Annotated in this window: 19 protein-coding genes; 8 read left to right on the forward strand and 11 right to left on the reverse strand. The window is 38.4% G+C overall.

Translation table 11 applies throughout. The annotated features are described in order from the left end of the window. Positions 1–253 precede the first annotated feature (253 nt). Together M3Z76_RS12045 and M3Z76_RS12050 are read left to right on the forward strand one after the other, a co-directional pair. Complete coding sequence (locus M3Z76_RS12045; RefSeq protein ID WP_293927490.1) at positions 254–1,393, forward strand: hypothetical protein; 1,140 nt, start codon at positions 254–256, stop codon at positions 1,391–1,393. Positions 1,394–1,397: 4 nt separating this feature from the next. Continuing rightward, positions 1,398–1,790, forward strand: coding sequence for a hypothetical protein (locus tag M3Z76_RS12050; RefSeq protein ID WP_293927488.1), 393 nt, complete (start codon positions 1,398–1,400; stop codon positions 1,788–1,790). A 111-nt stretch (positions 1,791–1,901) separates the two neighbouring features. On the opposite strand, the gene M3Z76_RS12055 is transcribed toward M3Z76_RS12050, so the two are convergent. After that, positions 1,902–2,123 carry a DUF1128 domain-containing protein gene (locus tag M3Z76_RS12055; protein ID WP_293927486.1) on the reverse strand — a complete coding sequence of 74 codons (222 nt, stop codon included), beginning with the start codon at positions 2,121–2,123 and terminating at the stop codon, positions 1,902–1,904. Between the two features lie 176 nt (positions 2,124–2,299). Here M3Z76_RS12055 and M3Z76_RS12060 point away from each other — a divergent pair, with 176 nt between their 5' ends. Both M3Z76_RS12060 and M3Z76_RS12065 read left to right on the forward strand, forming a co-directional pair. Continuing rightward, positions 2,300–2,620, forward strand: a complete 321-nt coding sequence (locus M3Z76_RS12060) for a YtxH domain-containing protein (RefSeq protein WP_293927483.1) — start codon at positions 2,300–2,302, stop codon at positions 2,618–2,620. Positions 2,621–2,646: 26 nt separating this feature from the next. Then, the gene (locus M3Z76_RS12065) at positions 2,647–3,585 is read left to right on the forward strand and encodes a YihY/virulence factor BrkB family protein (RefSeq protein WP_293927480.1); all 939 of its coding nucleotides are present in this window, start codon (positions 2,647–2,649) and stop codon (positions 3,583–3,585) included. 40 nt (positions 3,586–3,625) lie between these two features. On the opposite strand, the gene M3Z76_RS12070 is transcribed toward M3Z76_RS12065, so the two are convergent. From M3Z76_RS12070 to M3Z76_RS12110, 9 genes are all read right to left on the reverse strand, one after another. Then, positions 3,626–5,524 carry a heavy metal translocating P-type ATPase gene (locus tag M3Z76_RS12070; RefSeq protein WP_293927477.1) on the reverse strand — a complete coding sequence of 633 codons (1,899 nt, stop codon included), beginning with the start codon at positions 5,522–5,524 and terminating at the stop codon, positions 3,626–3,628. Positions 5,525–5,770: 246 nt separating this feature from the next. Further along, positions 5,771–6,409: an RNA ligase family protein gene (locus tag M3Z76_RS12075; protein WP_293927475.1), complete on the reverse strand. Its 639-nt coding sequence runs from the start codon at positions 6,407–6,409 to the stop codon at positions 5,771–5,773. Positions 6,410–6,424: 15 nt separating this feature from the next. Next, positions 6,425–7,381: an AAA family ATPase gene (locus tag M3Z76_RS12080; RefSeq protein ID WP_293927472.1), complete on the reverse strand. Its 957-nt coding sequence runs from the start codon at positions 7,379–7,381 to the stop codon at positions 6,425–6,427. 120 nt (positions 7,382–7,501) lie between these two features. Then, positions 7,502–9,049 carry a fumarate hydratase gene (locus M3Z76_RS12085; protein ID WP_293927469.1) on the reverse strand — a complete coding sequence of 516 codons (1,548 nt, stop codon included), beginning with the start codon at positions 9,047–9,049 and terminating at the stop codon, positions 7,502–7,504. A gap of 107 nt (positions 9,050–9,156) precedes the next feature. Next, on the reverse strand, positions 9,157–9,339 hold the full coding sequence (locus tag M3Z76_RS12090; protein WP_293927466.1) for an SE1561 family protein: 183 nt from the start codon (positions 9,337–9,339) through the stop codon (positions 9,157–9,159). A 225-nt stretch (positions 9,340–9,564) separates the two neighbouring features. Continuing rightward, the gene (gene gnd / locus M3Z76_RS12095) at positions 9,565–10,965 is read right to left on the reverse strand and encodes a decarboxylating NADP(+)-dependent phosphogluconate dehydrogenase (protein ID WP_293927463.1); all 1,401 of its coding nucleotides are present in this window, start codon (positions 10,963–10,965) and stop codon (positions 9,565–9,567) included. Between the two features lie 12 nt (positions 10,966–10,977). Next, complete coding sequence (locus M3Z76_RS12100) at positions 10,978–12,324, reverse strand: GntP family permease (protein ID WP_293927460.1); 1,347 nt, start codon at positions 12,322–12,324, stop codon at positions 10,978–10,980. Between the two features lie 12 nt (positions 12,325–12,336). Next, the gene (gene gntK, locus M3Z76_RS12105) at positions 12,337–13,875 is read right to left on the reverse strand and encodes a gluconokinase (RefSeq protein WP_293927457.1); all 1,539 of its coding nucleotides are present in this window, start codon (positions 13,873–13,875) and stop codon (positions 12,337–12,339) included. Continuing rightward, positions 13,868–14,599 (reverse strand): GntR family transcriptional regulator, encoded by a 732-nt coding sequence (locus M3Z76_RS12110; protein WP_293927454.1) that lies wholly within the window; start codon positions 14,597–14,599, stop codon positions 13,868–13,870. The genes gntK and M3Z76_RS12110 overlap by 8 nt, the downstream gene beginning before the upstream one ends. Positions 14,600–15,218: 619 nt before the next feature. Here M3Z76_RS12110 and M3Z76_RS12115 point away from each other — a divergent pair. The 3 genes from M3Z76_RS12115 (at position 15,219) to M3Z76_RS12125 (ending at position 18,679) form a co-directional block, all read left to right on the forward strand. Continuing rightward, positions 15,219–16,400 (forward strand): MFS transporter, encoded by a 1,182-nt coding sequence (locus tag M3Z76_RS12115; protein ID WP_293927451.1) that lies wholly within the window; start codon positions 15,219–15,221, stop codon positions 16,398–16,400. Beyond that, positions 16,400–18,115 (forward strand): ABC transporter ATP-binding protein, encoded by a 1,716-nt coding sequence (locus tag M3Z76_RS12120; RefSeq protein WP_293927448.1) that lies wholly within the window; start codon positions 16,400–16,402, stop codon positions 18,113–18,115. The genes M3Z76_RS12115 and M3Z76_RS12120 overlap by 1 nt, the downstream gene beginning before the upstream one ends. Positions 18,116–18,313: 198 nt before the next feature. After that, on the forward strand, positions 18,314–18,679 hold the full coding sequence (locus M3Z76_RS12125) for a hypothetical protein (RefSeq protein ID WP_293927445.1): 366 nt from the start codon (positions 18,314–18,316) through the stop codon (positions 18,677–18,679). A gap of 149 nt (positions 18,680–18,828) precedes the next feature. Here M3Z76_RS12125 and M3Z76_RS12130 read toward each other — a convergent pair whose 3' ends face one another. Next, positions 18,829–19,596: a class I SAM-dependent methyltransferase gene (locus tag M3Z76_RS12130; protein ID WP_293927442.1), complete on the reverse strand. Its 768-nt coding sequence runs from the start codon at positions 19,594–19,596 to the stop codon at positions 18,829–18,831. A 123-nt stretch (positions 19,597–19,719) separates the two neighbouring features. On the opposite strand from M3Z76_RS12130, the gene nagZ reads away from it, so the two are divergent. Then, positions 19,720–21,381 (forward strand): beta-N-acetylhexosaminidase, encoded by a 1,662-nt coding sequence (nagZ, locus tag M3Z76_RS12135; RefSeq protein ID WP_293927440.1) that lies wholly within the window; start codon positions 19,720–19,722, stop codon positions 21,379–21,381. The last annotated feature ends 67 nt before the right edge of the window (positions 21,382–21,448 follow it).

Genomic DNA, 21,448 nt, shown 5'->3' on the forward strand with positions numbered 1-21,448 from the left:
AAAATGGGGAGGTGCCCGTTTTTTATTGTCTTGAAACCCTTGGGAGACAAGGGGTTAGAATTATGAAATTAACTCAATTAGAGTTTTAATTTCATAGATAATTGAGTGTTAAGAAATCTTAACACTTCTAGATTAGGGATTTTATGGTATTTATATTAGCAGGTTTTTATAATTAAGATAGATACAACAAATATTATTTGATGGAAATGATAGATTTTTACCCATTTAATAATCTAAAGGGGGCATAGTAATTATGGCATGGACTTTTTATGTAAATATTACAAATGACACAGATCGGGATTTAGAGGTAGTAGAGTCTCAGTTGCACTGGGGATATTGGAATACGAATGGGGAAGAAGATAAAGGGCCGCAGACTATTAAAGCTGGGGAAACGATACAGGCAGTTGGTGTGAAGTCAGCTTTTGGCCCAAATGGCTATGAGTTTTCATGCTCATGGAAGGATAATAATCGAAATGGTGAAGCGCCATACGGGGTCGTAAGTCTTTATGTGAACGTACCATATAATAATGCCAATGAAGCAACGTGTAAAGCTAATGGCTATTTTGAAGTAGCAGAATGGAAGGATATTACACATGATGGGCATAATTTTATTCGGAATATTCGTATTTCTAATAAAATAGATGGATTAAGAAAAAAGGAAGCTATTAATAGCTTATATACAAATTGGGATCGCATTGACAAGATAAAGATTGTAGAGAATGTGAAAAATGTAGATTTGAATCAATACATTCCGAGTGGCATTCACTTTGAAAAAATGCCATTATTCCGAACAGATACTTTTGCTATTTCAAAAAGGCTATGGGATGGTGTGAATGATTTAGACTTTAATAGTCTTTATTTAAAGCAAAGAGAAGTAAGTGATTATTTTTCGGTTGAGGTGACTTGTTTGCGAGCAGATGCAGCGAAAGTCGCGACTGTTACAAAGGGAGGCAAAATAACAGTTAAAGATGAATATGGTTTGTCTACTGCAACCAAAGCAGTAGATGAAAAAGTGATTACACTTGAGAGTGCGTTGAAATATACAAACAAAGCTTCTGCCTCCGTAACTCAAGAAAAAGTAGCGAGTGTAGGTGTGGAGAAAGAATTACAAATTGAACTGAAGGCGAAATTTAATATATTGAACACTGTAACAAATGAACAGCAACGAAATGAGAAAAAATCAACAGAGCGAGTTTTCGAAGCACCAAAAAATAAGGATATGGATGTTGTACCTTGGATATTTAGTAAAATGATTCTTCTCTATCGAACAGATAAAAATAATGTGACTACGTTAATAGGAGCGTCTGAGTGGGATTATGCTATTTTAAATCGTACCCATGTATACGATGTGATGGATAATGTGAAACAAAATGTAGAGACAGGAGGACAATAGGAGTATGGCGACTTGGACCTTTTCATTAATGATTACGAACACAACAGATCGTGAGTTAGAGGTTTTTCATTCACAACTAGATTGGGGTATCTGGAACACAGAAGGAATTGAGGATAGGGGACCACTCAATATTCCTCCTAATACAACAATTCAAGCATTGGGAATTAAAGCTTCTACTGGACCAAATGGCTATGAATGTTCCTGCTCATGGCGAGATAAGGTTCCAGCAGGAGAAAAATCTTATGGCACAATCTCGCTATCATTAAATGTTCCACAAAAAAGTAAAAATCGAGCTGAATGTTTGGCAGATTATCAACTGCATATAGACGCTTGGGATGAGCTACCTGAAAAAGGTCATAATTTTGTACGGTCTATTATTGTAAGCAAAGTAAGATAAAAAAGTATTCAGCACACTGGGCATTTGATGATATCCAAGCTGCAGCTAAAAAGTAAAAATACAAAGAGCTATTTGAAGCATGTGTCAATGCCTCAAATAGCTCTTATTTGCTTACTTACGCAAAGATCCTAACTCTGCAACAATTGCATTCATTTCGCTAGGGCTGAAGGAATCACGCTTCATGACCATTTCATATAAATAGCACAGATCCTCATAATGTTTTTCGTCAAAATGCTCTGATTTCATTGCATCGACATTGACCATGCGTAGCTTCTCTTTAATTTGCTCTACCATGTAAATCACATTTTCTTGAGTTGGTATTGTTAAATCCATTGTTAGCCTACCTTTCACAATAAACGAATTAATTTGACTTATTATAGCATATAGAATGAGTAACGGCGATGCAAGGAAGCTTTTAAAAATAAAGAAATTTCGTTACAATAATAGGTAAGCAACGTTTTACTTTAAACAGACTTGGGAATAATACAGAAAGAGTGGAGGAAAAAAGAATGAAAAGCAAATTAGTACCAGCAATTATTTTAGGCGCATTAACAGGAGCTGCATTAAGCATGTTAGATAAGCAAACGCGCCAGCATACAGTGGAAACATCAAAGAAAGTAAAAGATACTATTTCTTATTATTCGCAAAATCGTGACGAACTACAGGAGTTAGTCGAAACGAAAATGGAGCAGGCACAATCGTTATATGCCGATGTCACAACGAATATTGCTTCCATTATGGAGCATGTAGATGATGCAAAAACATTGCCTAGCACAGTAAAAAGCCTAGTAACTGAAACGAAAGATGCCTTTTCAAAAAGTAACACATAAAAAGGCAAAGAAGGGAGGGTTGCTTGGTGAAAGAATTAAAAAAGAATGCATCAAGCACGGTAGCCTTCTGGAAATCCTTTGTTGCGCCAAGCGGGACTGACATTGATGTTACGACAACAAAGGGCCTTTTCCAAGATATATTGAGGCGTGTGCAACGCGCAGACATATCTGGAATGGGTGCACAGCTTGCTTATTTTTTTCTATTATCGTTTTTCCCATTGCTTATATTTTTAGTGACATTGCTACCATATTTAAATTTACAGCGCCAGCAAGTATTTGAATTTATGGCGGATATTATGCCAGAGGAAGTATATGTATTGACGGAAAATATCGTCGGAGAGATTTTAACAACTTCAAATAGCGGGCTTTTATCGCTTGGGATTATCGGGACGATTTGGTCTGCTTCGCGTGGTATTGATGCATTAATTAAAGGCTTAAATCGAGCCTATGATGTAGAAGGAAAATCAGGTGTAGTAAATCGTTTATGGGCTCTTCTTTTTACATTAGCGTTTATTGCTATAATATTAATTGCATTGATATTCCCTATTTTCGGTAAACAAATTGGTAGCTTTATATTCTCATATATTGGTATAGAAAGCTCATTTGAATCAACGTGGACATTGCTTCGATGGCTGATGCCAAACGTAATTATTTTTGCTGTATTAACGTTGATGTATTGGATTATACCAAATACTGAGCCACGTTTAACGCTAATTAGTATCATTCCAGGCGCATTATTTGCAACGGTAGGCTGGCTTGCATTAACGTATGGTTTTTCATTTTATGTGGGGAATTTTAGTAACTTCGGAGCGACATATGGAAGTATTGCAGGGGTGATTGTCCTGATGCTATGGCTTTATTTAACAGGCATGATTTTAATTTTGGGCGGACTATTAAATGCAGCTTTGCAAAATCGTTATCTTGCTAAAAAAGTGAAGCAGGACAAAAAGGTATTTCTTGTGTAACTCAAAAGGCTGTTGGAAAAATCCCAACAGCCTTTTTAAATTATTCATTTTTCAACATGCGTAGCCCATTTAAAATAACTAAAATAGTGCTTCCTTCATGTCCAAGAACCCCTAATGGTAGGTCGATTGCTTGGAAAAAGTTTGAAGCAATTAACAAAACGATGACACTTAATGAAAAAATGATATTTTGCTTGACGATGCGCTGCATTTTACGTGATAGCTTAACAGCGTATGCAATTTTCGATAAATCATTTTTCATTAGTACAACATCAGCTGTTTCAAGTGCAACATCTGTACCGCCCCCCATGGCAATACCTACTGTTGCTGTAGCAAGTGCCGGTGCATCATTAATACCATCACCAACCATGCCAACTGTTTTATACTTTGTGAGATAGTCTTTAATATAATTTACCTTCGTTTCTGGCAAGCATTCGGCTACATAAGCGGTGACACCAGATTGTGCAGCGATAGCTTGCGCTGTTTTTTCATTATCTCCTGTTAGCATCATAACATCGATGCCTAGCTGTTGAAGCGATGCGATAGCTTGCTTGGCTTCCTCACGTACGACATCCTGCATAGCAGCGAGTGCCACAATGCCTTCATGATCCTTTAAGAAAATAACCGTTTTCCCTTGTGAAGCAAGCTGCTCTGCCGCACAGTTAGCAAAGCTTTGAGAATCCTCATAGCCTACAAAATCTGGTTTTCCAACAAGAAATTGTTGACCTTGAACCAATGCTTTAATACCAAAGCCTGGAACCTCCTCAATTTCCGCTTCCAATTTTTCTACTTGCTGCTCGTTGGCAAATGCAGTAATAGCATGTGCAAGCGGGTGATTGGAATGTGCTTCAATTGCAGCTAAAATTGCTAATGTATGCATACGCTTTTCCTCATCACGCACGATGAAGTCTGTTACAACAGGTGTACCCTGTGTTAATGTCCCTGTTTTATCAACTGCTAAAGCGTGTAGTGCGCTTAAATGCTCTAAATGTAAGCCGCCTTTAAATAAAATACCGTTTCTTGCACCATTTGAAATAGCTGCTAATGTGGCAGGCATAATGGCAGCTACTAATGCACATGGTGAGGCAACAACTAAGAGCACCATTGCACGGTAAAATGTTGTCGTCCAATCCCAACCTAGTAAAAAGTGGGGAAGAAACATCATGAGTGCCACAGCTGCTAATACACCTTTTACATAGACACCTTCAAAGCGCTCGATAAATTGCTGAGAAGGGGATTTTTCACTTTGTGCAGACTGGACAAGTGTAATAATTTTTTGGAATAAAGTTTCTGAGCTTGTTTTAGATACTTTAATCGTTAAAACACCATTTAAATTCACAGTGCCAGCGAACACAGCACTATCCTCGCTTTTCGTAACAGGCATAGACTCGCCAGTAATGGCTGCTTCATCGACAGCGGAGACCCCTTTAAAAACAGTCCCATCTGCTGGAATGCGCTCACCAGGCTTTACTAAAATGTGATCACCCACTTTTAATGATGTGACAGGAACATTAATTGGTTCAAAGCCACCACGTACGAGCCATGCTTCCTCTGGCTGTAATGCCATAAGAGCGGAAATTTCTTTATGGCTTTTATTCATTGCATATGTTTCTAAAGCCCCGCTTACTGCAAAGATGAAAATTAAAATAGCCCCCTCTACCCAGTAGCCAATAATAGCCGAGCCGATTGCTGCTAAAATCATTAAAATTTCCACATTCAACGTTTTGTTTTCAATTGTATCTTCAATACCTTCCTTCGCCTTCGCATAACCACCAATTGCAAAAGCCGTTAAATAAGCAATAGTGGCAGCTGTTAATTGGCCGCTTTTATCCATACGCCATGCAAGAAAGATAATTAAGCCAGCGATTAATGCTGCAATCAATTCCTTATGCTCTTGGATTTTCTCATTTATTGATAGATTTTCTCGATTAGCTGTATTCATATATGCCCTCCTTGATAATGAGTTTCACTTTCATTTAATAAATGATTGTTTATTTGATAATGTTTTTCATTTAGATTAGTTTAATTTCTAAATTAGAATTATTATAAATAAAGTATAAGGCGAAGGAGGAAAGAATGCAATAAAAAAAACTTGCGAAGATTATTTTTCGTAAGTTTGAGCAATTATGTATTTTGTTGTGATTGCTAATGGTATTACATTGTTCTCAGTCCTTTCGCTGTTGTTTTATTACATGTTTAATTTATTCGTAATAATTTCTTCCTGCAACCAATGCTCGCTTGTTTGCACATGCTGTGGTCGTACAAATTTACCTAGATTATATTGAAAGTCTTTGTAATGAAATGAATTGGCATTTCGAATAACATAGCCCTCCTGTTCACCATCAAAGCATGACTTACCTGTAAATAGTTGTTTGATTTTCTTTTCATCAAAAAGTCCTCGGTACAGAACAGGAACGGTTTCAATGCCTAATTTAGCAGCAAAAGCCTCCGTTTCATCCCAGCTCAAGCATATATTTTCTTCATTCCAAATGCTAAATAAATAAAAGTAGCTTGTTAATGCTTGATAGTAAATGGAATGCTTTGCATACATATTTTCACCACACAGCCGCCAGCCATCAGGAATTTGATAGGCAAAGCTTGCATGATATGTTTTCACCCAATGTCTAGAAGGGTGGTTAGCCGAGTTGATGCTTCTAGCATGCATATAATCTTTGTAAAGCGTTGTTCCTTCACCGTCTAATTTTTCGGTTACAACGACCTCCTTGCCGATAAAATGCTCAACATTCTTGGCGACTTTATCATCATGTGTATAACCTCTGCTCCACGGTAGATGAAAGCTTCGTGGATATTTTATATAGCTTGACATGATTTCACTTCCTTTCTATTTCGCAAATTGATCTGCTTCACGGAAAAAGTAAAGCTTTGTTAGTAAATCAGCATCTGCTAAATGGTAAATTTGGCTGCTACCTTTGTCACCACCATATTGAATAAGCATATGAAATTGTACTAAATGAATAACCTTTAACACAAAATCTGTATCAAAGCCTAGCTCCAATAAAAAATGGCAAACGGTTTGCGCTGAAACGTTTTCATGACCAAAATAGCCATAACGTTCTTGAAGCGGCTTATACTTTTTACAAAATGGCTTGCCGCTATCATGGAATAGTGCAGCTATTTGTAAGGCAAGTTTATCATTTTCCGTATAGTATTCGTTAACATAGGTTAAAACAAAATACGTATGCTGGCATAGCAAAAATTGATGGTACGGATTTTCTTGATTGAAACGATACATTTGTTGAAAGGCTGGAATAGCTTGCAATGCTTGAAAAAGCTCCTCATAACTCGGCTGTCGCTCAAGCAATGTAACGAATTGCTGTCTAGAGATGGCGTAAGGAGTAGACTCATGCACAATATGCACTTCATCAAAGCCTTCACCAGCTGTTGGAAATTCTAAATGCTTCGCCATTTTTTCCATGATTGCTAATGGCACAACTCTTTTACGCTGCTGATTTCTGGCTACACAAATGGAGTAGGGGGTATCAAAGTAATAGCATTCTTTTTGAATTGTTGCAGACAATTTTTTGAGTGCAAACATTCTGCGTTCTCGTTCAATATTCGTCGCATCGACAATAACTGAGTAGCCCTTGGCGACAAGCTCATTTAATCGCTCATATAAAACGCGAAAAATAAGTCGGGATTTTTGTTTTGTCGCATCACCAAAAAGCTCCTGACGTATCGTATCACTTGAAAGAATGACGGCATTTTCTGTTTTTGCGAGCTTTTGAACGAAGGTGCTTTTACCGCTAGCAGGTAAACCGACTGTAAATATAACCTTCATTTTTTTCACCTCCTTTCAACTATTTATATCGTCTGTAGTGAGGAGTTGTTGAATTCGCCCGCAAAGCATTAAGATTCGCACACAAAAAAAAGCGTGTCCGAAATTTTCGGACACAGCCTTTTAAAATACGCGTTCAGCGTGTTGTGCTAATTTATCAAGTGAAGATTTTTCAACGTCAGCGTGTAATGAATTGCCATGTGAATCCATTGTGACAACGGCTGTGAAGCCTTCTACACTTAAGTGCCACATCGCTTCTGGAATACCGAATTCCATTAGGTCCACACCATCTACAGATTTAATACAGTCAGCATAGTACTGTGCTGCACCGCCGATTGCGTTTAAGTAAACGCCGCCATGCTCTTGTAGTGCTTTTAATGTTTTTGGACCCATGCCGCCCTTACCCATTACTGCGCGGATACCGAATTTTTTCATAATATCGCCTTGGTATGGCTCCTCACGAATAGAGGTTGTAGGACCTGCTGCTTTTACTACCCAGTTGCCAGCTTCGTCTTTTGCCATAACTGGACCACAGTGATAAATGATTTGACCATTTAAGTCAACTGGTGCTTCTACACCTTCGCCAATTAAATGATGGTGGATGGCGTCACGGCCTGTGTACATGCGTCCAGTGATTTTCACAACGTCTCCAACTTTAAGTGAACGAATTTTTTCTTCTGTAATTGGTGCGACTAATTCAACTACTTGGCTATCAGTATCAGTTGTTGCAGCAGTTTGTACTTCATCTTTAAACGTGATTTTTTCACCTTCTTGATAGTGCCAGTTTATGATTTCGCCTGTCTCAGGGTTGATGTCAATTGCCATACGACGGTATGCCCAACAGTTATATGCTACGGATACGAAGAATGAAGCAGGTAAGCGGTCCATTACACCAATTTTACAGCCTAGTAATGTTGCCTCGCCACCGAAGCCCATTGTACCAACGCCGAATGTGTTTGTTGTTTTCACAACATATTCCTCTAATTTTGCTAAATCTTCAATTGGGTTGACATCATCTACATGGCGGAATAACTGCTCTTTTGCAAGGTCATAGCCTGCTGAACGGTCACCACCGATACCCACGCCGATGAAGCCTGCTGAACAGCCTTGTCCTTGTGCTTGCCAAACAGAGTGTAAAATACATTTGCGGATGCCATCCAAATCACGACCAGCGCGACCTAAGCCTTCTAATTCTGTAGGTAAAGAGTATTGGATGTTTTTATTTTCACAGCCGCCACCTTTAAGGATTAGCTTTACTGTAATGTAGTCATTTTCCCATTGCTCAAATTTGACAACTGGAAGACCTGCACCGATATTTGTGCCAGAGTTTTTACCAGTTAATGAGTCAACTGAGTTTGGGCGCAATTTTGCGTCAGCCGTTGCAGAAGCAATTGCTGTTTGGATTGCTTGTTTTATTTCAAGCTGGTTGACACCTACAGGAGTGTATACTTTAAAAGTTGGTAAACCTGTATCCTGACAAATTGGTGATACATTATCCTCAGCCATTACGATATTTGTTGTAATTGTATCTAAGCTCATTGCCGCGCGCGTGCCAGCATTCTCTGCTTCTTTTGCTTTTTTAATTGCACGGCGAACGTCTTTTGGTAAGTTAGTTGATGTTTCTGTTACTAAATTGTACAGACTTTTCTCCAAAGTTTCTAAATATGCCATGTTATTTTCCCCCCGAAAAATATTTAAATTCCGTAATCTATTATACTCCTTTCGTACAACGAAAAAAAGGGAAGCCTCATAAGTCACGAGATTCCCTTTAAAAATGATTATTCTGTGCGCTGTTGGAATTGATCCATTTTGTCTTCTAGATCATCCATCATTTGAATAAGACGGTCGATATCTTCCAACTCTGTCGTTTCTGGGTCGATTGCATCTAGCACTTCTAAAAAGATTTCTAGGCGTTCTTTTAAATAAGTAACTTGCTGTTCTTTGTTTGTAATAGGTTTCATGAGATTCTCCTGTATTGTAGGTTATTACATTTTATTATACAGCGTTTTGATGGAAAAATCCTTGGAAATTTTAGTTCAAAAGTAGTGATTCGCTCATCGAATAATGAAATTCGCTCAACCATCGTCAAAATTCGCTCATCGAACATGAGAAATCGCTCAACGATGAAGCAAATTCGCTCATCCAAATGAAAAAGCTATCCAACATATGGATAGCTCTCTCCATTATTACCATTCTGTATGGAATGTACCTTCCATATCATTACGTTTATATGTGTGTGCGCCGAAATAATCACGCTGTGCTTGTAAAATATTGGCGTTCGATGAACCTGTGCGATAGCTATCATAGTAAGCTAATGATGAGCTGAAGCATGGTAGGGCAACACCAGATTGAATGCCTTCGCAAACGATATTGCGCAAGCTTTGCTGATAGCGCGCTGTTTTATCAGCGAAGTATGGGGCAATCAATAAGTTTGCCAAGTTTGCTTTTTCGTCATAAGCTTCGCTAATAACATTTAAAAATTCTGCACGGATAATGCAGCCATTACGGAAAATTAACGCGATATCCTTTAATGGCAAGTTCCAGTTATTAATTTCGGAGGTCATTTTATATTGTGTAAAGCCTTGTGCATAGGCACAAATTTTGCCCATATATAATGCTTGGCGCACATATTCAATCCACTCAGCTTTATCCAAGCTTTGCGTATTTTTAGCTGGTCCAGCTAAAATCGGCTGTGCTTGTATGCGTTCCTCTTTTAAAGCGGATAAATAGCGTGAAAATAGTGCCTCTGTAATAATGGATGTTGGAATACCATTATCAATAGCTTGTAAGCTCGTCCATTTGCCAGTCCCTTTTTGTCCAGCTTGATCTAAAATCACATCGACAAGAGGTAAGCCCGTTACATCATCTTTTTTACGTAAAATTTCTGCTGTAATTTCAATTAAATAGCTTTTTAATTCACCTTCATTCCACGCTTCAAAAATGTCTGCGATTTCCTCAACGGATAAACTTAAATTGCCACGTAAAAATGTATACGCCTCTGCGATTAATTGCATATCCGCATATTCGATACCGTTGTGTACCATTTTGACGAAATGTCCTGCACCTTTTGGACCGATATATGTGCAGCAAGCCTCACCATCAGCTTTTGCTGCAATTTTTGTTAAAATGGGTGCGACTTCATTATAAAAGTGCAAGTCACCACCCGGCATAATGGAAGGACCTGTTAATGCACCAACCTCGCCTCCTGAAACACCAACACCTAAATAACCAATGCCGTGTGGCTTCAATTCATCATAACGGCGCTCCGTATCTTGATAATGCGAATTACCACCATCCATAATAATGTCGCCTTGTTGTAGCAGTGGGATAAGTGATTGAATAACAGAATCCGTTGCTGTACCAGCTGTTACCATTATGAAAACTTTACGAGGAACAGCTAAAGATTGTACGAATGTTTCCAATTCATAGTAAGGGATGAGTGTTTGCCCATCTAATTTTTCCATTAGCTGATCTGTTAAATCACGTGTGTAGTTGTAAACAGCAACCTGCTCACCATTGTTTGCCATATTTAATGCAATATTGCGTCCCATTACGCCTAAACCGATAACACCAATTGTATTGACCATCGTTTTCACTCCTTAAATAAATAAGCTTAATAATAGAATAAACCCTAAACCTGTGACAGAAATAATCGTTTCAAGTAATGTCCATGTTGCAAATGTTTCTTTCATACTTAAACCGAAATACTCTTTGAACATCCAGAAGCCTGCGTCGTTGACATGTGAAGCAATTAAGCTACCTGCACCTGTTGCAAGTACAACTAATGCAAGGTTGACATCAGATTGGCCAAGCATTGGAATAACTAACCCTGCTGTTGTTAATGCAGCAACTGTTGCAGAGCCTAATGAAATACGTAAAATTGCGGCAATAATCCATGCAAGTAAAATAGGGGAGAGGTTTGTGCCATCAAATAGCTCTGCCACATAATCACCAACACCACCGTTGATTAACACTTGCTTAAATGCACCGCCACCACCAATAATTAAAAGCATCATCCCGATATGAGAGATTGCCGTTGTACATGATGCCATTACTGCTTTAATAGGAATTTTGCGAGCAATACCCATTGTATACACAGCCACTAATAAAGAAATTAACATCGCTGTCCCTGCATCACCAATAAAGCGGATAGCAGCTAAAAAGCCGTTGTCTGCAAAGCCCATCGTTTTTTGTAGCAATGTAATGATTGTTGCAATCGACATTAAAATGACAGGTAATAGTGCGGTGAAAACACTAATGCCGAAGCCTGGTGTTTCTTCTAATTTAAATGTTTTTTGTTCACCTAATGAAGCGATATCGCCCGCTTTTGTAAAGGATTCTGGCACTAATTTTTGCGCGATTTTTGTAAAGATAGGACCTGCGATAATAACGGTCGGAATTGAAATAATAAAGCCATATAACAGCACTTCACCAATGTTTGCCTCGAATTCACCTGCAATAACAGTTGGACCTGGATGCGGTGGTAGGAAGCCATGTGTGACAGATAATGCGGCTGTCATTGGAATTCCTAAATATAAAATCGATACTTTTAATTGTCTTGAAATCGCAAAGACAATTGGAATTAATAACACTAAACCAACTTCAAAGAATAGGGCAATCCCAATAATAAATGATGCAGCAACAACTGCCCATTGAATGCGTTTTTCACCAAACTTTTCAACTAATGTCATAGCGATGCGCTGTGCACCGCCAGAGTCCGCAATTAATTTACCAAGCATTGCACCTAGCCCGAAGATTAATGCTAAATGTCCAAGTGTGCCACCTAAGCCTGCTTCAATCGTTTTGACAATTTCATCTAGTGGAATCCCTAATGCTAACGCAACCCCAAATGATACGATAATAAGTGAAATAAATGTATTGAGCTTAAACGCCATAATTAAAACTAATAACGCAATAATCCCAATCCCAACAATAACTAACGGCATATACAATTCCCCCTAATGTTTAATTAAATTACGCTGATAATCAGCAATTGCTGTATAATCCTGCTCTAAAGTACGTGATAAATGAATAAAGATAGGTAATAGCTGGCGATACTCTTGCATCGCTTCTTCCTTTGGTGTGTGCTTATACGTTTCCCCGACCATATTTGCTACTACATGTAAAGAGTCAACTCGCTTTGTTGCATAAAGCCCTAAAATACAAGCGCCGAGACAAGAGCTTTCATGACTTTCTGGGACAGTGACCTCCGATTCAAAAATATCCGCCATCATTTGACGCCACGTTTCAGAGCGTGCAAAGCCACCTGTTGCTTGAATACGTGTGACAGGTCCATCCATACATTCTCGTAAAGCTAAATAAACGGTATATAAATTGTAAATAACGCCTTCCAGTGCAGCGCGAATCATATGCTCCTTTTTATGTGCCATCGTTAAGCCGAAAAATGACCCGCGCACATCTGGATTCCATAAAGGTGCACGTTCTCCTGCTAAATAAGGATGGAACAGCAAGCCATCTGCACCAGGGCGGATGCGCTCCGCAATTTTCGTTAATACTTCATATGGATCAATACCTAAGCGCTTCGCCGTTTCCATTTCAGAGGAAGCAAATTCATCGCGAATCCAGCGCAGTACCATGCCACCGTTATTGACAGGTCCGCCAATTACCCAGTGCTTTTCTGTTAGGGCATAGCAGAAAATGCGCCCTTTGCTATCTGTTTGCGGCTTGTCAATAACTGTGCGAATTGCACCACTTGTACCGATTGTCACTGCCACTTCACCTTTAGCGATGGCATTGACACCTAAATTGGATAACATACCATCACCCGCACCGATAATAAACGGTGTTTGTGGATCGATGCCCATTTGCTTTGCGAGCTGTGTATCACAGCCTTGGAAGCATTGGGTTGTTGGCACAAGCTTAGATAGCTGTTGTTCTGAGATACCCGCAATTTGTAAAGCTTCCTCGTCCCATGCTAAATTTTTTAAATTCATTAAGCCCGTTGCTGAAGCTAATGAATGGTCGACAACATATTCATTAAAAAGCTTTTTAAAAATATATTCTTTAATGCCGATATATTTTTTTGCTTTACCAGCAATTTGTGGATGCTCATGTGTTAGCCAAGCGATTTTGCATAATGGTGACATCGGGTGAATTGGTGTACCTGTGCGCAAATAAACCGCATGCCCATTGAGCTCATTTTTAATTTTGCGTGCCCAGCCCTCGCTGCGATTATCTGCCCATGTAATAACGGGTGTTAAAGGCTGGTCGTTGTCATCTATTGCAATGACGCTATGCAATGCGCTACTAAAGGAAATAAAGGCTATTTTTTTGTTAGCGTGCTTTGACATAATATTTGAAACAGCCTGTAGCACAGCCTGAAATATCTCCTGTGGATTTTGCTCAGCTGTTGAAATATCAGGTGTGTGCAATGGGTAGCCAATATTTTCTTGCTGAATTACTGTCCCTTGTATCGTAAATAAGACAGCCTTTGTGCTCGTTGTGCCAATATCGACGCCTAACATATATTCAGTCATTTTGCTGCTCCACTCCTTTTACTAGTAGTTGCTGAGATCTCCATAAATCCTCTACTTTTCCTTGTACATCGTCAAAGTTGGCATGCAAAGATTGAATCATTAAGTTGCGCTCTTTTGCTTCGATGGCTGCGATGTATAGCTCATGATTTTTTATGATGCGAGGGAAGTCATCGTATTTTTCCTTGAAGCGCATGCGCATGGATAACAGAATAAGACCTTCCATCACAGGCTTTAAATTCGTCCAAATCATCAAAATATACGAGTGGTTGATGGAGCGAATAATCGCTTCATGGAATAAAACATCTTGATATGAAAATTCATCAGCATCGTGATATTTAATAGCCACCTTCATCATTTCGACAATTTTACTTAGCTCCATCGTTAATTCTGTTGTTTCCATTTTTAATAGGCGCTCAAAGACAAATGTTTCAATTAATAAACGAACATCATAAATTTCTTCAATTTCCTTATCTGTTAAACCGAGTACAACAGCACCCATACGCTCTAATCGAATTAAATTTTCAGCCGCTAATGTTTTTAATGCTTCACGAATAGGGGAGCGACTGACAGAAAATTCAGCAGCTAATTTATTTTCTGAAAGAATGGTACCGCTTTCAATCAAGCCCGAAATAATACGTAACCTTAGCTCAGATGTTACCCGTTCACCAGTAGATGCTTTAATAAGCCATTTTTGTGGATAGAGAAAATCTTTGAATTCAGTCATCCAATCATCCTTTCTATTTCTGAATTGTGCGGAAATTGTGTGAGTGCCTGGCACCTAATAGTATACTTGTATACAAGTATTATAAACGCAAATAATAATAATGCAAGCGCTTTAATAATGATGAAATGATGAAAGTGTAGTAGTGGTAAGCAATTAGGCACAATAAAATTTTTATTCTGAATATTTACATTATTCTAACTTTGTGTTAAAGTAATCTTAACAAATAAAAGAGAGGGTTGATCGGAAAAAACATGTAGCCAAAATACAAAATGAATGGGAGGGAGTCTAAACATTTTCTGGCAAAGTGCTAGGAAATCGTTTATACAAAAATTAGTGGATATAAGTGATATTTAAAACCCTAGTGAACTTTTAGAGATAAAGTTTGCTAGGGTTTTGTTTTGCTTAAAATTGGCTTGAAACATTCCAGCACTTGTACAAGTGCTGGAATGTTTCAAGCCAAGCTCCCGGCGGATGTCAAGGATTTTGAAAGGAGGAAATTGTGCAAGCACAATTCAAAATCCCGACACAATCACGCTAAGGCGAGATTGATTCGACTTCCGTAAAAAAAATGATACAATAATTAACAGGCTTACTAGAAATCGTTTTGGAGGCAACATAAATGGCAGTAACATATGCACAGCAAAGATTTTGGATTTTAGTTATCATCGTCTCCATTTCGGGATTTTCACAAGGAATGCTACTACCATTAATTGCAGTTATTTTTGAGCAGGATGGTGTCGCAACAACATTAAATGGTTTGAATGCTACAGGCTTATACATAGGAACTTTGTTAATTTCTCCTTTTATTGAACAGCCGCTGCGAAAATTTGGCTATAAGCCTGTCATTATGGCTGGGGGAGCCTTAGTCTTTCTGTCACTAGCAACATTCCTATTATGGAAAAACATATTGTTTTGGTTTTTCTTAAGATTATTAATCGGTATTGGTGACCATGCCTTGCATTTCGGCACGCAAACGTGGCTGACAGCCTCTACACCGCAGCATAAATTAGGACGCAGTATGGCGATTTATGGCTTGTCGTTTAGTATTGGTTTTGCAGTAGGACCGCTTTTCGTTCCGCTAATTAAAATTTCGCAGGCTTTACCATTCATCGTTTCTTCAGTACTTTGTTTACTTGCATGGTCGCTTGTGTTTTTTGTGCGCAATGAGCATCCTGAAGCTTTAACAGGAGACACAAAGCAAACAGGAAGTATGATGCGTTATAGGTTAGCATTTCGTTATGCATGGATTGCCTTTTTACCACCGTTTGTTTATGGCTTTTTAGAATCCTCTTTAAATGCCATCTTCCCTGTTTACGCGTTGCGAAAAGATTTTGATGTTGCGATGGTATCAATTGTGCTTGCCGCCTTTTCCATCGGCACGATTGTTTTGCAGCTTCCCTTAGGGATGTTAGGGGATAGAATTGGGCGACGCAAAGTCATTTTAGGAGGGCTACTAGGTGGTGCAACCATATTTGCAGCATGCAGCTTTGTTGAGCACATACCTTGGAGTGTTGTTGTGTTCTTTGCATTGGCAGGAATGTGTGTAGGAACGATGTTTTCACTCGGAATTACCTATATGACAGATTTAACGCCTAAAGAGTTATTGCCAACAGGAAATCTGCTATGTGGTATTTTCTTTAGCTTAGGTAGCTTAAGTGGTCCTTTCCTTGGTGGAGGCTATTTACAATTAGTAGATAGTTTGAGCTTTTTATTATTGATTGCAGTAATGCTTGCAGCAATATTTATTATTATTTTATACTTTGGACGAAATTTACAAACGAAATCAGAAAGGAAAGAATAATGCTAAGAAAATTTTTCTCTTATTATAAGCCACATAAACGCTTGTTTATGATTGATTTTTCAAGTGCGATTATCGTGGCAATTTTGGAGCTTGCATTCCCGCTTGCCGTGCAATGGTTAATCGACACATTGCTGCCAACAGGCGAATGGGGCATGATCGCTAAAGTTAGCGTATTGCTATTGCTTGTTTATGTTTTAAGTACATTTTTAAACTTTATCGTCAATTATTTAGGGCATAAGCTTGGAATTAATATTGAAACAGATATGCGACAAGAGCTATTTAATCATGTACAAAGACAATCATTCCGCTTTTTTGATAATACGAAAACAGGGCATATTATGAGCCGTATTACGAATGATTTATTTGATATTGGTGAGTTTGCGCACCATGGACCTGAAGATTTCTTTATTGCCATTATGACCTTTATTGGTGCATTCACAATTATGTTTAATATTAATCCAACATTAGCGTCGATTGCGCTCGTGATGGTACCATTTTTAATATGGCTTGTCACATTTAGCAATATGAAAATGAACAAAGCCTGGAAAAAGATGTACGGTGAAATTGCAGATGTCAATGCACGCGTTGAGGATAGCGTATCTGGGGTAAGGGTAGTTAAGTCGTTTACGAATGAAAAGTTTGAAATGACACGCTTCCGTCAGCAAAATGGTTTATTCCGTACCGCTAAATTATATGCGTATAAAATAATGGCTGGTACACATTCTGGAATTTATATGATGACACGCCTGTTGACATTAGTCGTATTAGTTGTTGGCGCATGGCTGAACTTAAATGACCAGCTGTCACACGGTGAGCTAGTCAGCTTTGTTTTATTTACCAATGTACTGATTAAACCAATCGATAAAATTAGCGCATTGCTTGAGCTTTATCCAAAAGGGATGGCAGGCTTTAAGCGTTTCCGCGATTTAATTGATCAGGAGCCTGAAATACAAGACAGGGAAAATGCTGTGGATGTACCTGCACTACATGGGGATATCGCCTTTGATCATGTCAGCTTTAATTATGATCAGTCAAAGCCTGTACTAAAGGATATTTCGTTTTCTTTAAATGCTGGCGAAACGATTGCCTTTGTTGGTCCAAGTGGTGCAGGGAAAACAACGATTTGCTCATTAATTCCACGCTTTTATGATGTGAGTGATGGGGCGATTACGATTGACGGTATGGACATTCGTGATATGACGCAAAAATCGCTACGCGAGCAAATCGGTATCGTACAACAAGATGTCTTCTTGTTTACAGGTACAATCCGAGAAAATATCGAATATGGTAAGCTAGGTGCTTCCTTCGAGGAAATTCAAGCTGCCGCAGAGCGTGCACATTTAAAAGAGTTTATCGCTAGTTTACCAGATGGCTATGAAACGCAAATTGGTGAGCGAGGCTTAAAGCTATCAGGTGGTCAAAAGCAGCGTTTAGCAATTGCACGTATGTTCTTGAAAAATCCGCCAATTTTAATTTTAGATGAAGCAACATCTGCGCTTGATACAGAAACAGAAATGATTATTCAAGAATCTTTAGCAGAGCTAGCTGAAAATCGCACGACACTTGTTATTGCGCACAGACTTGCAACGATTCGCAATGCTGACCAAGTGTTAGTTGTAACACCAAACGGTATTGAGGAGCAGGGGACCTATGATGAGCTTGTCGCAGCAGGTGGTGTTTTTGCGAACTTGCATCATATTCAATTTAAAAAGTAATATAATAGCTGAAACTAGCAGTCTTCTATTAGAGGACTGCTAGTTTTTTATATTGATTCAACCTAATATGCACGGCTGTAGATGTTAGGCATATTGATTTGTTTTCGAAATGATATTAGATAGCATCATATCTGCAATCTATAATAAAATGACATGGTACAGTATTTTCATTAATTACTAAGAATGGAGGCTAAACTAGTGAGCTATGATTTAATGGTATTTGATAAAGAGCAGGCACCTAAGGATAAAGAGGCATTTTTGAAATGGTATGATGAACAAACACAATGGGCTGAACCACATGATTATCAAACGATTACAACTACTATACCTGCATTACAGAAATGGTATGAGGACATGGTGAAGCATTTCCCTGATATGAATGCTATGGATGATGAAGACGAGGAATTAGAAAGCCGTTATACAGATTACAGCATTGGTTATACAGTGATTTATGCTGCCTTTGCATGGTCAGTTGCAGATGAGGCCTATAGTAAGATGAAGGAGCTTGCACAGAAGCATAGTGTAGGATTTTTTGATGTTAGTGGTAATGGTGAAATCTTTTAGCTAAAAACAGGGGCTGATGTGATAATCTGCCCCTGTTTTTTTAGGTAAGCAACCTTTTCTATAAATCTTTATTTTCAAGCATTTTTTTCAAATAGTTTCTTGTATCTTGATGTGTTAATTTTACAAGTGTTTGCTCAAAACTGAAAAATTTAATCGCAGCAATTTTTTGTAAGTATATAAACAACAGCTTCACTATCCTGTCCATTAAAAGGCGTTTTATTATAATCACTAAACGCACTTTCGATTTGCAATCCTGCTTTCACTATAAATGATTCAAATTCATTAGGGTGATAGTATTTGACGAAGAAATCCTCATTCTCACTTTTTGTTTTCGTATCATTTTCAAATAAATCATAGGTCATTTTAGAATGAGCAATGCCAGTCACAGGGTTATAGCTAGTTGTCCCAGTTAATTGTATAGCTATATTTTGCTGTTGAACGGTTCTAGGGGCGTCAGCTGTCTCAGTTGGTTGCTCATTTCTATAGTCCACATTTGTGAAAACAGTTAGCGCTATTTTACCATCAGGCTGTAGCCAATTTTTTAATTGCGTTAAATAAGAAAGTATTTGCGTATCCTCCGTAATTAGAGAAAAAGAACCTGCTGCAATAAAAATAAAATCATACAATTTCTCCGAATGGAATGAGGCAAACTCACAGCATTGCAAAGTCCCATTGTATTGGCTGTCTTCTAGCTTTTCTCGAAATCTAGTAATCATTTCTTGTGAAATATCGAATCCATCAATTGCATATCCATTGTGGATGAACTCTAGCATAAATCGCCCAGAGCCACACATCGGCTCTAAAATGGCCATGTCTTTATTCGTATAGGACATATAAAAATTTAATTCATCCGTTGGAGCTGTAGGCTTGCTAATGTCATAAAATAATGAGCAAAGGCTTCCATAATAAGTGTTCATGTACAATTCCTCCCTTTTCTCTTCTCAATATAGTATAGAAAGGTTTGTATGTACAGCGTTTTAGGGTATTCTATATAAAAGAATTCAATAATTCAGAAATCAAAATGAAAGCAGGTTTTACATATGGCCAAAATAGGGTGGGGCTTAATTTTAATTGTGATACTCGGCGTATTGTTATTTGCTGCGATGACGGTAATGCAAAAGCCCGAAAAATCCGAACCACAGCCAGTTCCACAGGAGGAGCAAGCGGAAAATCCAAAGTTAACTGTTCAAGATATTATGCATTTAGCTGAAATTGGAAAGGTGCCAGATGTGCCATTTGTTGCTGGAGAAGCTAAAAAACAAGATATCCAACAGCAATGGGGAGAGGCTCAAAACGTAGCAGAGCTAGACAATGAAAAGTATGAAGATTATACAAAACAAGATGTGACAATTGGTTATCAAGGTGAGCTAGCATTTGATATTCGTTCATTTAAAGCAGATATACAAAATATTCATTTAGAGGATATTAAAAATAACATGGGGGAGCCTACGGAAACTCGCTATTATCAGGATGAGGCAACGGACCAAGTAATTTTAGTGTATCAAGTGAATCCGACTTACCAATTAAAATGGATATTGCCAAAACCAACAGAGGCTGAGGCAAATCCAAGTGTACATCATATTTCAGTGTATACAAAAATAAAAGATGAGGTAGCAGAGGCGATCAATCAAATGACGTTAGAAGAAAAAATTGGTCAAATGATGTTTGCGGGCGTTGCAGGCACGACATTGCAGCAGGAAACAGCTAGCTTAATCCATGATTTCAAGGTTGGTGGTATGATTCTTTATGGCAATAATCTTGAAACGACAACACAATCGGTAAACTTAGTTAATGATTTAATGAAAGCAAATGCGGACAATCGTTTGCCACTTTTCATTGGCACAGATCAGGAGGGGGGGAATGTCGTACGATTGCCGGGAGCATTGAAAAATTTCCCGACAAACCAAAAAATTGGAGCAATTAATGAGGCACAATTTTCATATGAAATCGGTAGCTTATTAGGAGAGCAGCTCAAAGCATTTGGTTTTAATCTGGATTTTGCTCCTGTATTGGATATTAACAGTAATCCTAAAAATCCTGTTATCGGGGATCGCTCGTTTTCTAATAATCCACAAGTTGTCAGTGAACTAGGAATTCAAACGATGAAAGGCTTAGCATCACAGCAAGTTATTCCTGTAATTAAGCATTTCCCGGGGCATGGTGATACATCGGTAGATTCTCATTTAGCTTTACCAAAGGTAGAAAAAAGCTTAAAGGATTTAAATGAGACAGAGCTTATTCCATTTAAAGCAGCTATTGAAAGTGGCGCAGATGTAGTAATGGTAGCGCATATTTTATTGCCAAAGATTGACCAAAATTATCCTTCCTCAATGTCAAAGGAAGTAATTACAGGCATATTACGGGAGCAAATAGGCTTTGATGGTGTTGTTATGACTGATGATATGACGATGGGAGCTATCGCGAACCATTACGATATGGGGCAAGCGGCTGTAGCTGCTGTAAAGGCAGGTAATGATATTGTATTAATGGCACACGGCTTTAGCAATGTGACATCTGCTATTGAGGCAATAAAAGTAGCGGTAAATAGCGGTGAGATTTCGGAGGCACAAATTAATGAAAGCGTACGTCGTATTATTCAGCTTAAACAAAAATATCAGCTTGTAAATACACCAGTGCCAGCAGTGGATATAAATAAGCTAAATGCAGATGTTGAGAGAGTATTGAATGCTTATATGGATTAACTAAGAAGAGCAAATCTTGATTCAGCGAGTATCTTAAATGCTCACTGAATCAGGATAGATAGCTGTA

The organism is Metasolibacillus sp. (assembly GCF_025291715.1).
Taxonomy (GTDB): domain Bacteria; phylum Bacillota; class Bacilli; order Bacillales_A; family Planococcaceae; genus Metasolibacillus; species Metasolibacillus louembei.

Bases quoted from the DNA above. Each gene is read 5' to 3' on its own strand.
- M3Z76_RS12110 (WP_293927454.1), bottom strand. From the start codon at position 14,599: ATGACTGAATTCAAAGATTTTCTCTATCCACAAAAATGGCTTATTAAA.
- M3Z76_RS12115 (WP_293927451.1), top strand. From the start codon at position 15,219: ATGGCAGTAACATATGCACAGCAAAGATTTTGGATTTTAGTTATCATC.
- M3Z76_RS12120 (WP_293927448.1), top strand. From the start codon at position 16,400: ATGCTAAGAAAATTTTTCTCTTATTATAAGCCACATAAACGCTTGTTT.
- M3Z76_RS12055 (WP_293927486.1), bottom strand. From the start codon at position 2,123: ATGGATTTAACAATACCAACTCAAGAAAATGTGATTTACATGGTAGAG.
- gnd (WP_293927463.1), bottom strand. From the start codon at position 10,965: ATGGTCAATACAATTGGTGTTATCGGTTTAGGCGTAATGGGACGCAAT.
- M3Z76_RS12070 (WP_293927477.1), bottom strand. From the start codon at position 5,524: ATGAATACAGCTAATCGAGAAAATCTATCAATAAATGAGAAAATCCAA.
- M3Z76_RS12045 (WP_293927490.1), top strand. From the start codon at position 254: ATGGCATGGACTTTTTATGTAAATATTACAAATGACACAGATCGGGAT.
- gntK (WP_293927457.1), bottom strand. From the start codon at position 13,875: ATGACTGAATATATGTTAGGCGTCGATATTGGCACAACGAGCACAAAG.
- nagZ (WP_293927440.1), top strand. From the start codon at position 19,720: ATGGCCAAAATAGGGTGGGGCTTAATTTTAATTGTGATACTCGGCGTA.
- M3Z76_RS12050 (WP_293927488.1), top strand. From the start codon at position 1,398: ATGGCGACTTGGACCTTTTCATTAATGATTACGAACACAACAGATCGT.
- M3Z76_RS12130 (WP_293927442.1), bottom strand. From the start codon at position 19,596: ATGAACACTTATTATGGAAGCCTTTGCTCATTATTTTATGACATTAGC.
- M3Z76_RS12060 (WP_293927483.1), top strand. From the start codon at position 2,300: ATGAAAAGCAAATTAGTACCAGCAATTATTTTAGGCGCATTAACAGGA.
- M3Z76_RS12100 (WP_293927460.1), bottom strand. From the start codon at position 12,324: ATGCCGTTAGTTATTGTTGGGATTGGGATTATTGCGTTATTAGTTTTA.
- M3Z76_RS12090 (WP_293927466.1), bottom strand. From the start codon at position 9,339: ATGAAACCTATTACAAACAAAGAACAGCAAGTTACTTATTTAAAAGAA.
- M3Z76_RS12085 (WP_293927469.1), bottom strand. From the start codon at position 9,049: ATGGCATATTTAGAAACTTTGGAGAAAAGTCTGTACAATTTAGTAACA.
- M3Z76_RS12075 (WP_293927475.1), bottom strand. From the start codon at position 6,409: ATGTCAAGCTATATAAAATATCCACGAAGCTTTCATCTACCGTGGAGC.
- M3Z76_RS12080 (WP_293927472.1), bottom strand. From the start codon at position 7,381: ATGAAGGTTATATTTACAGTCGGTTTACCTGCTAGCGGTAAAAGCACC.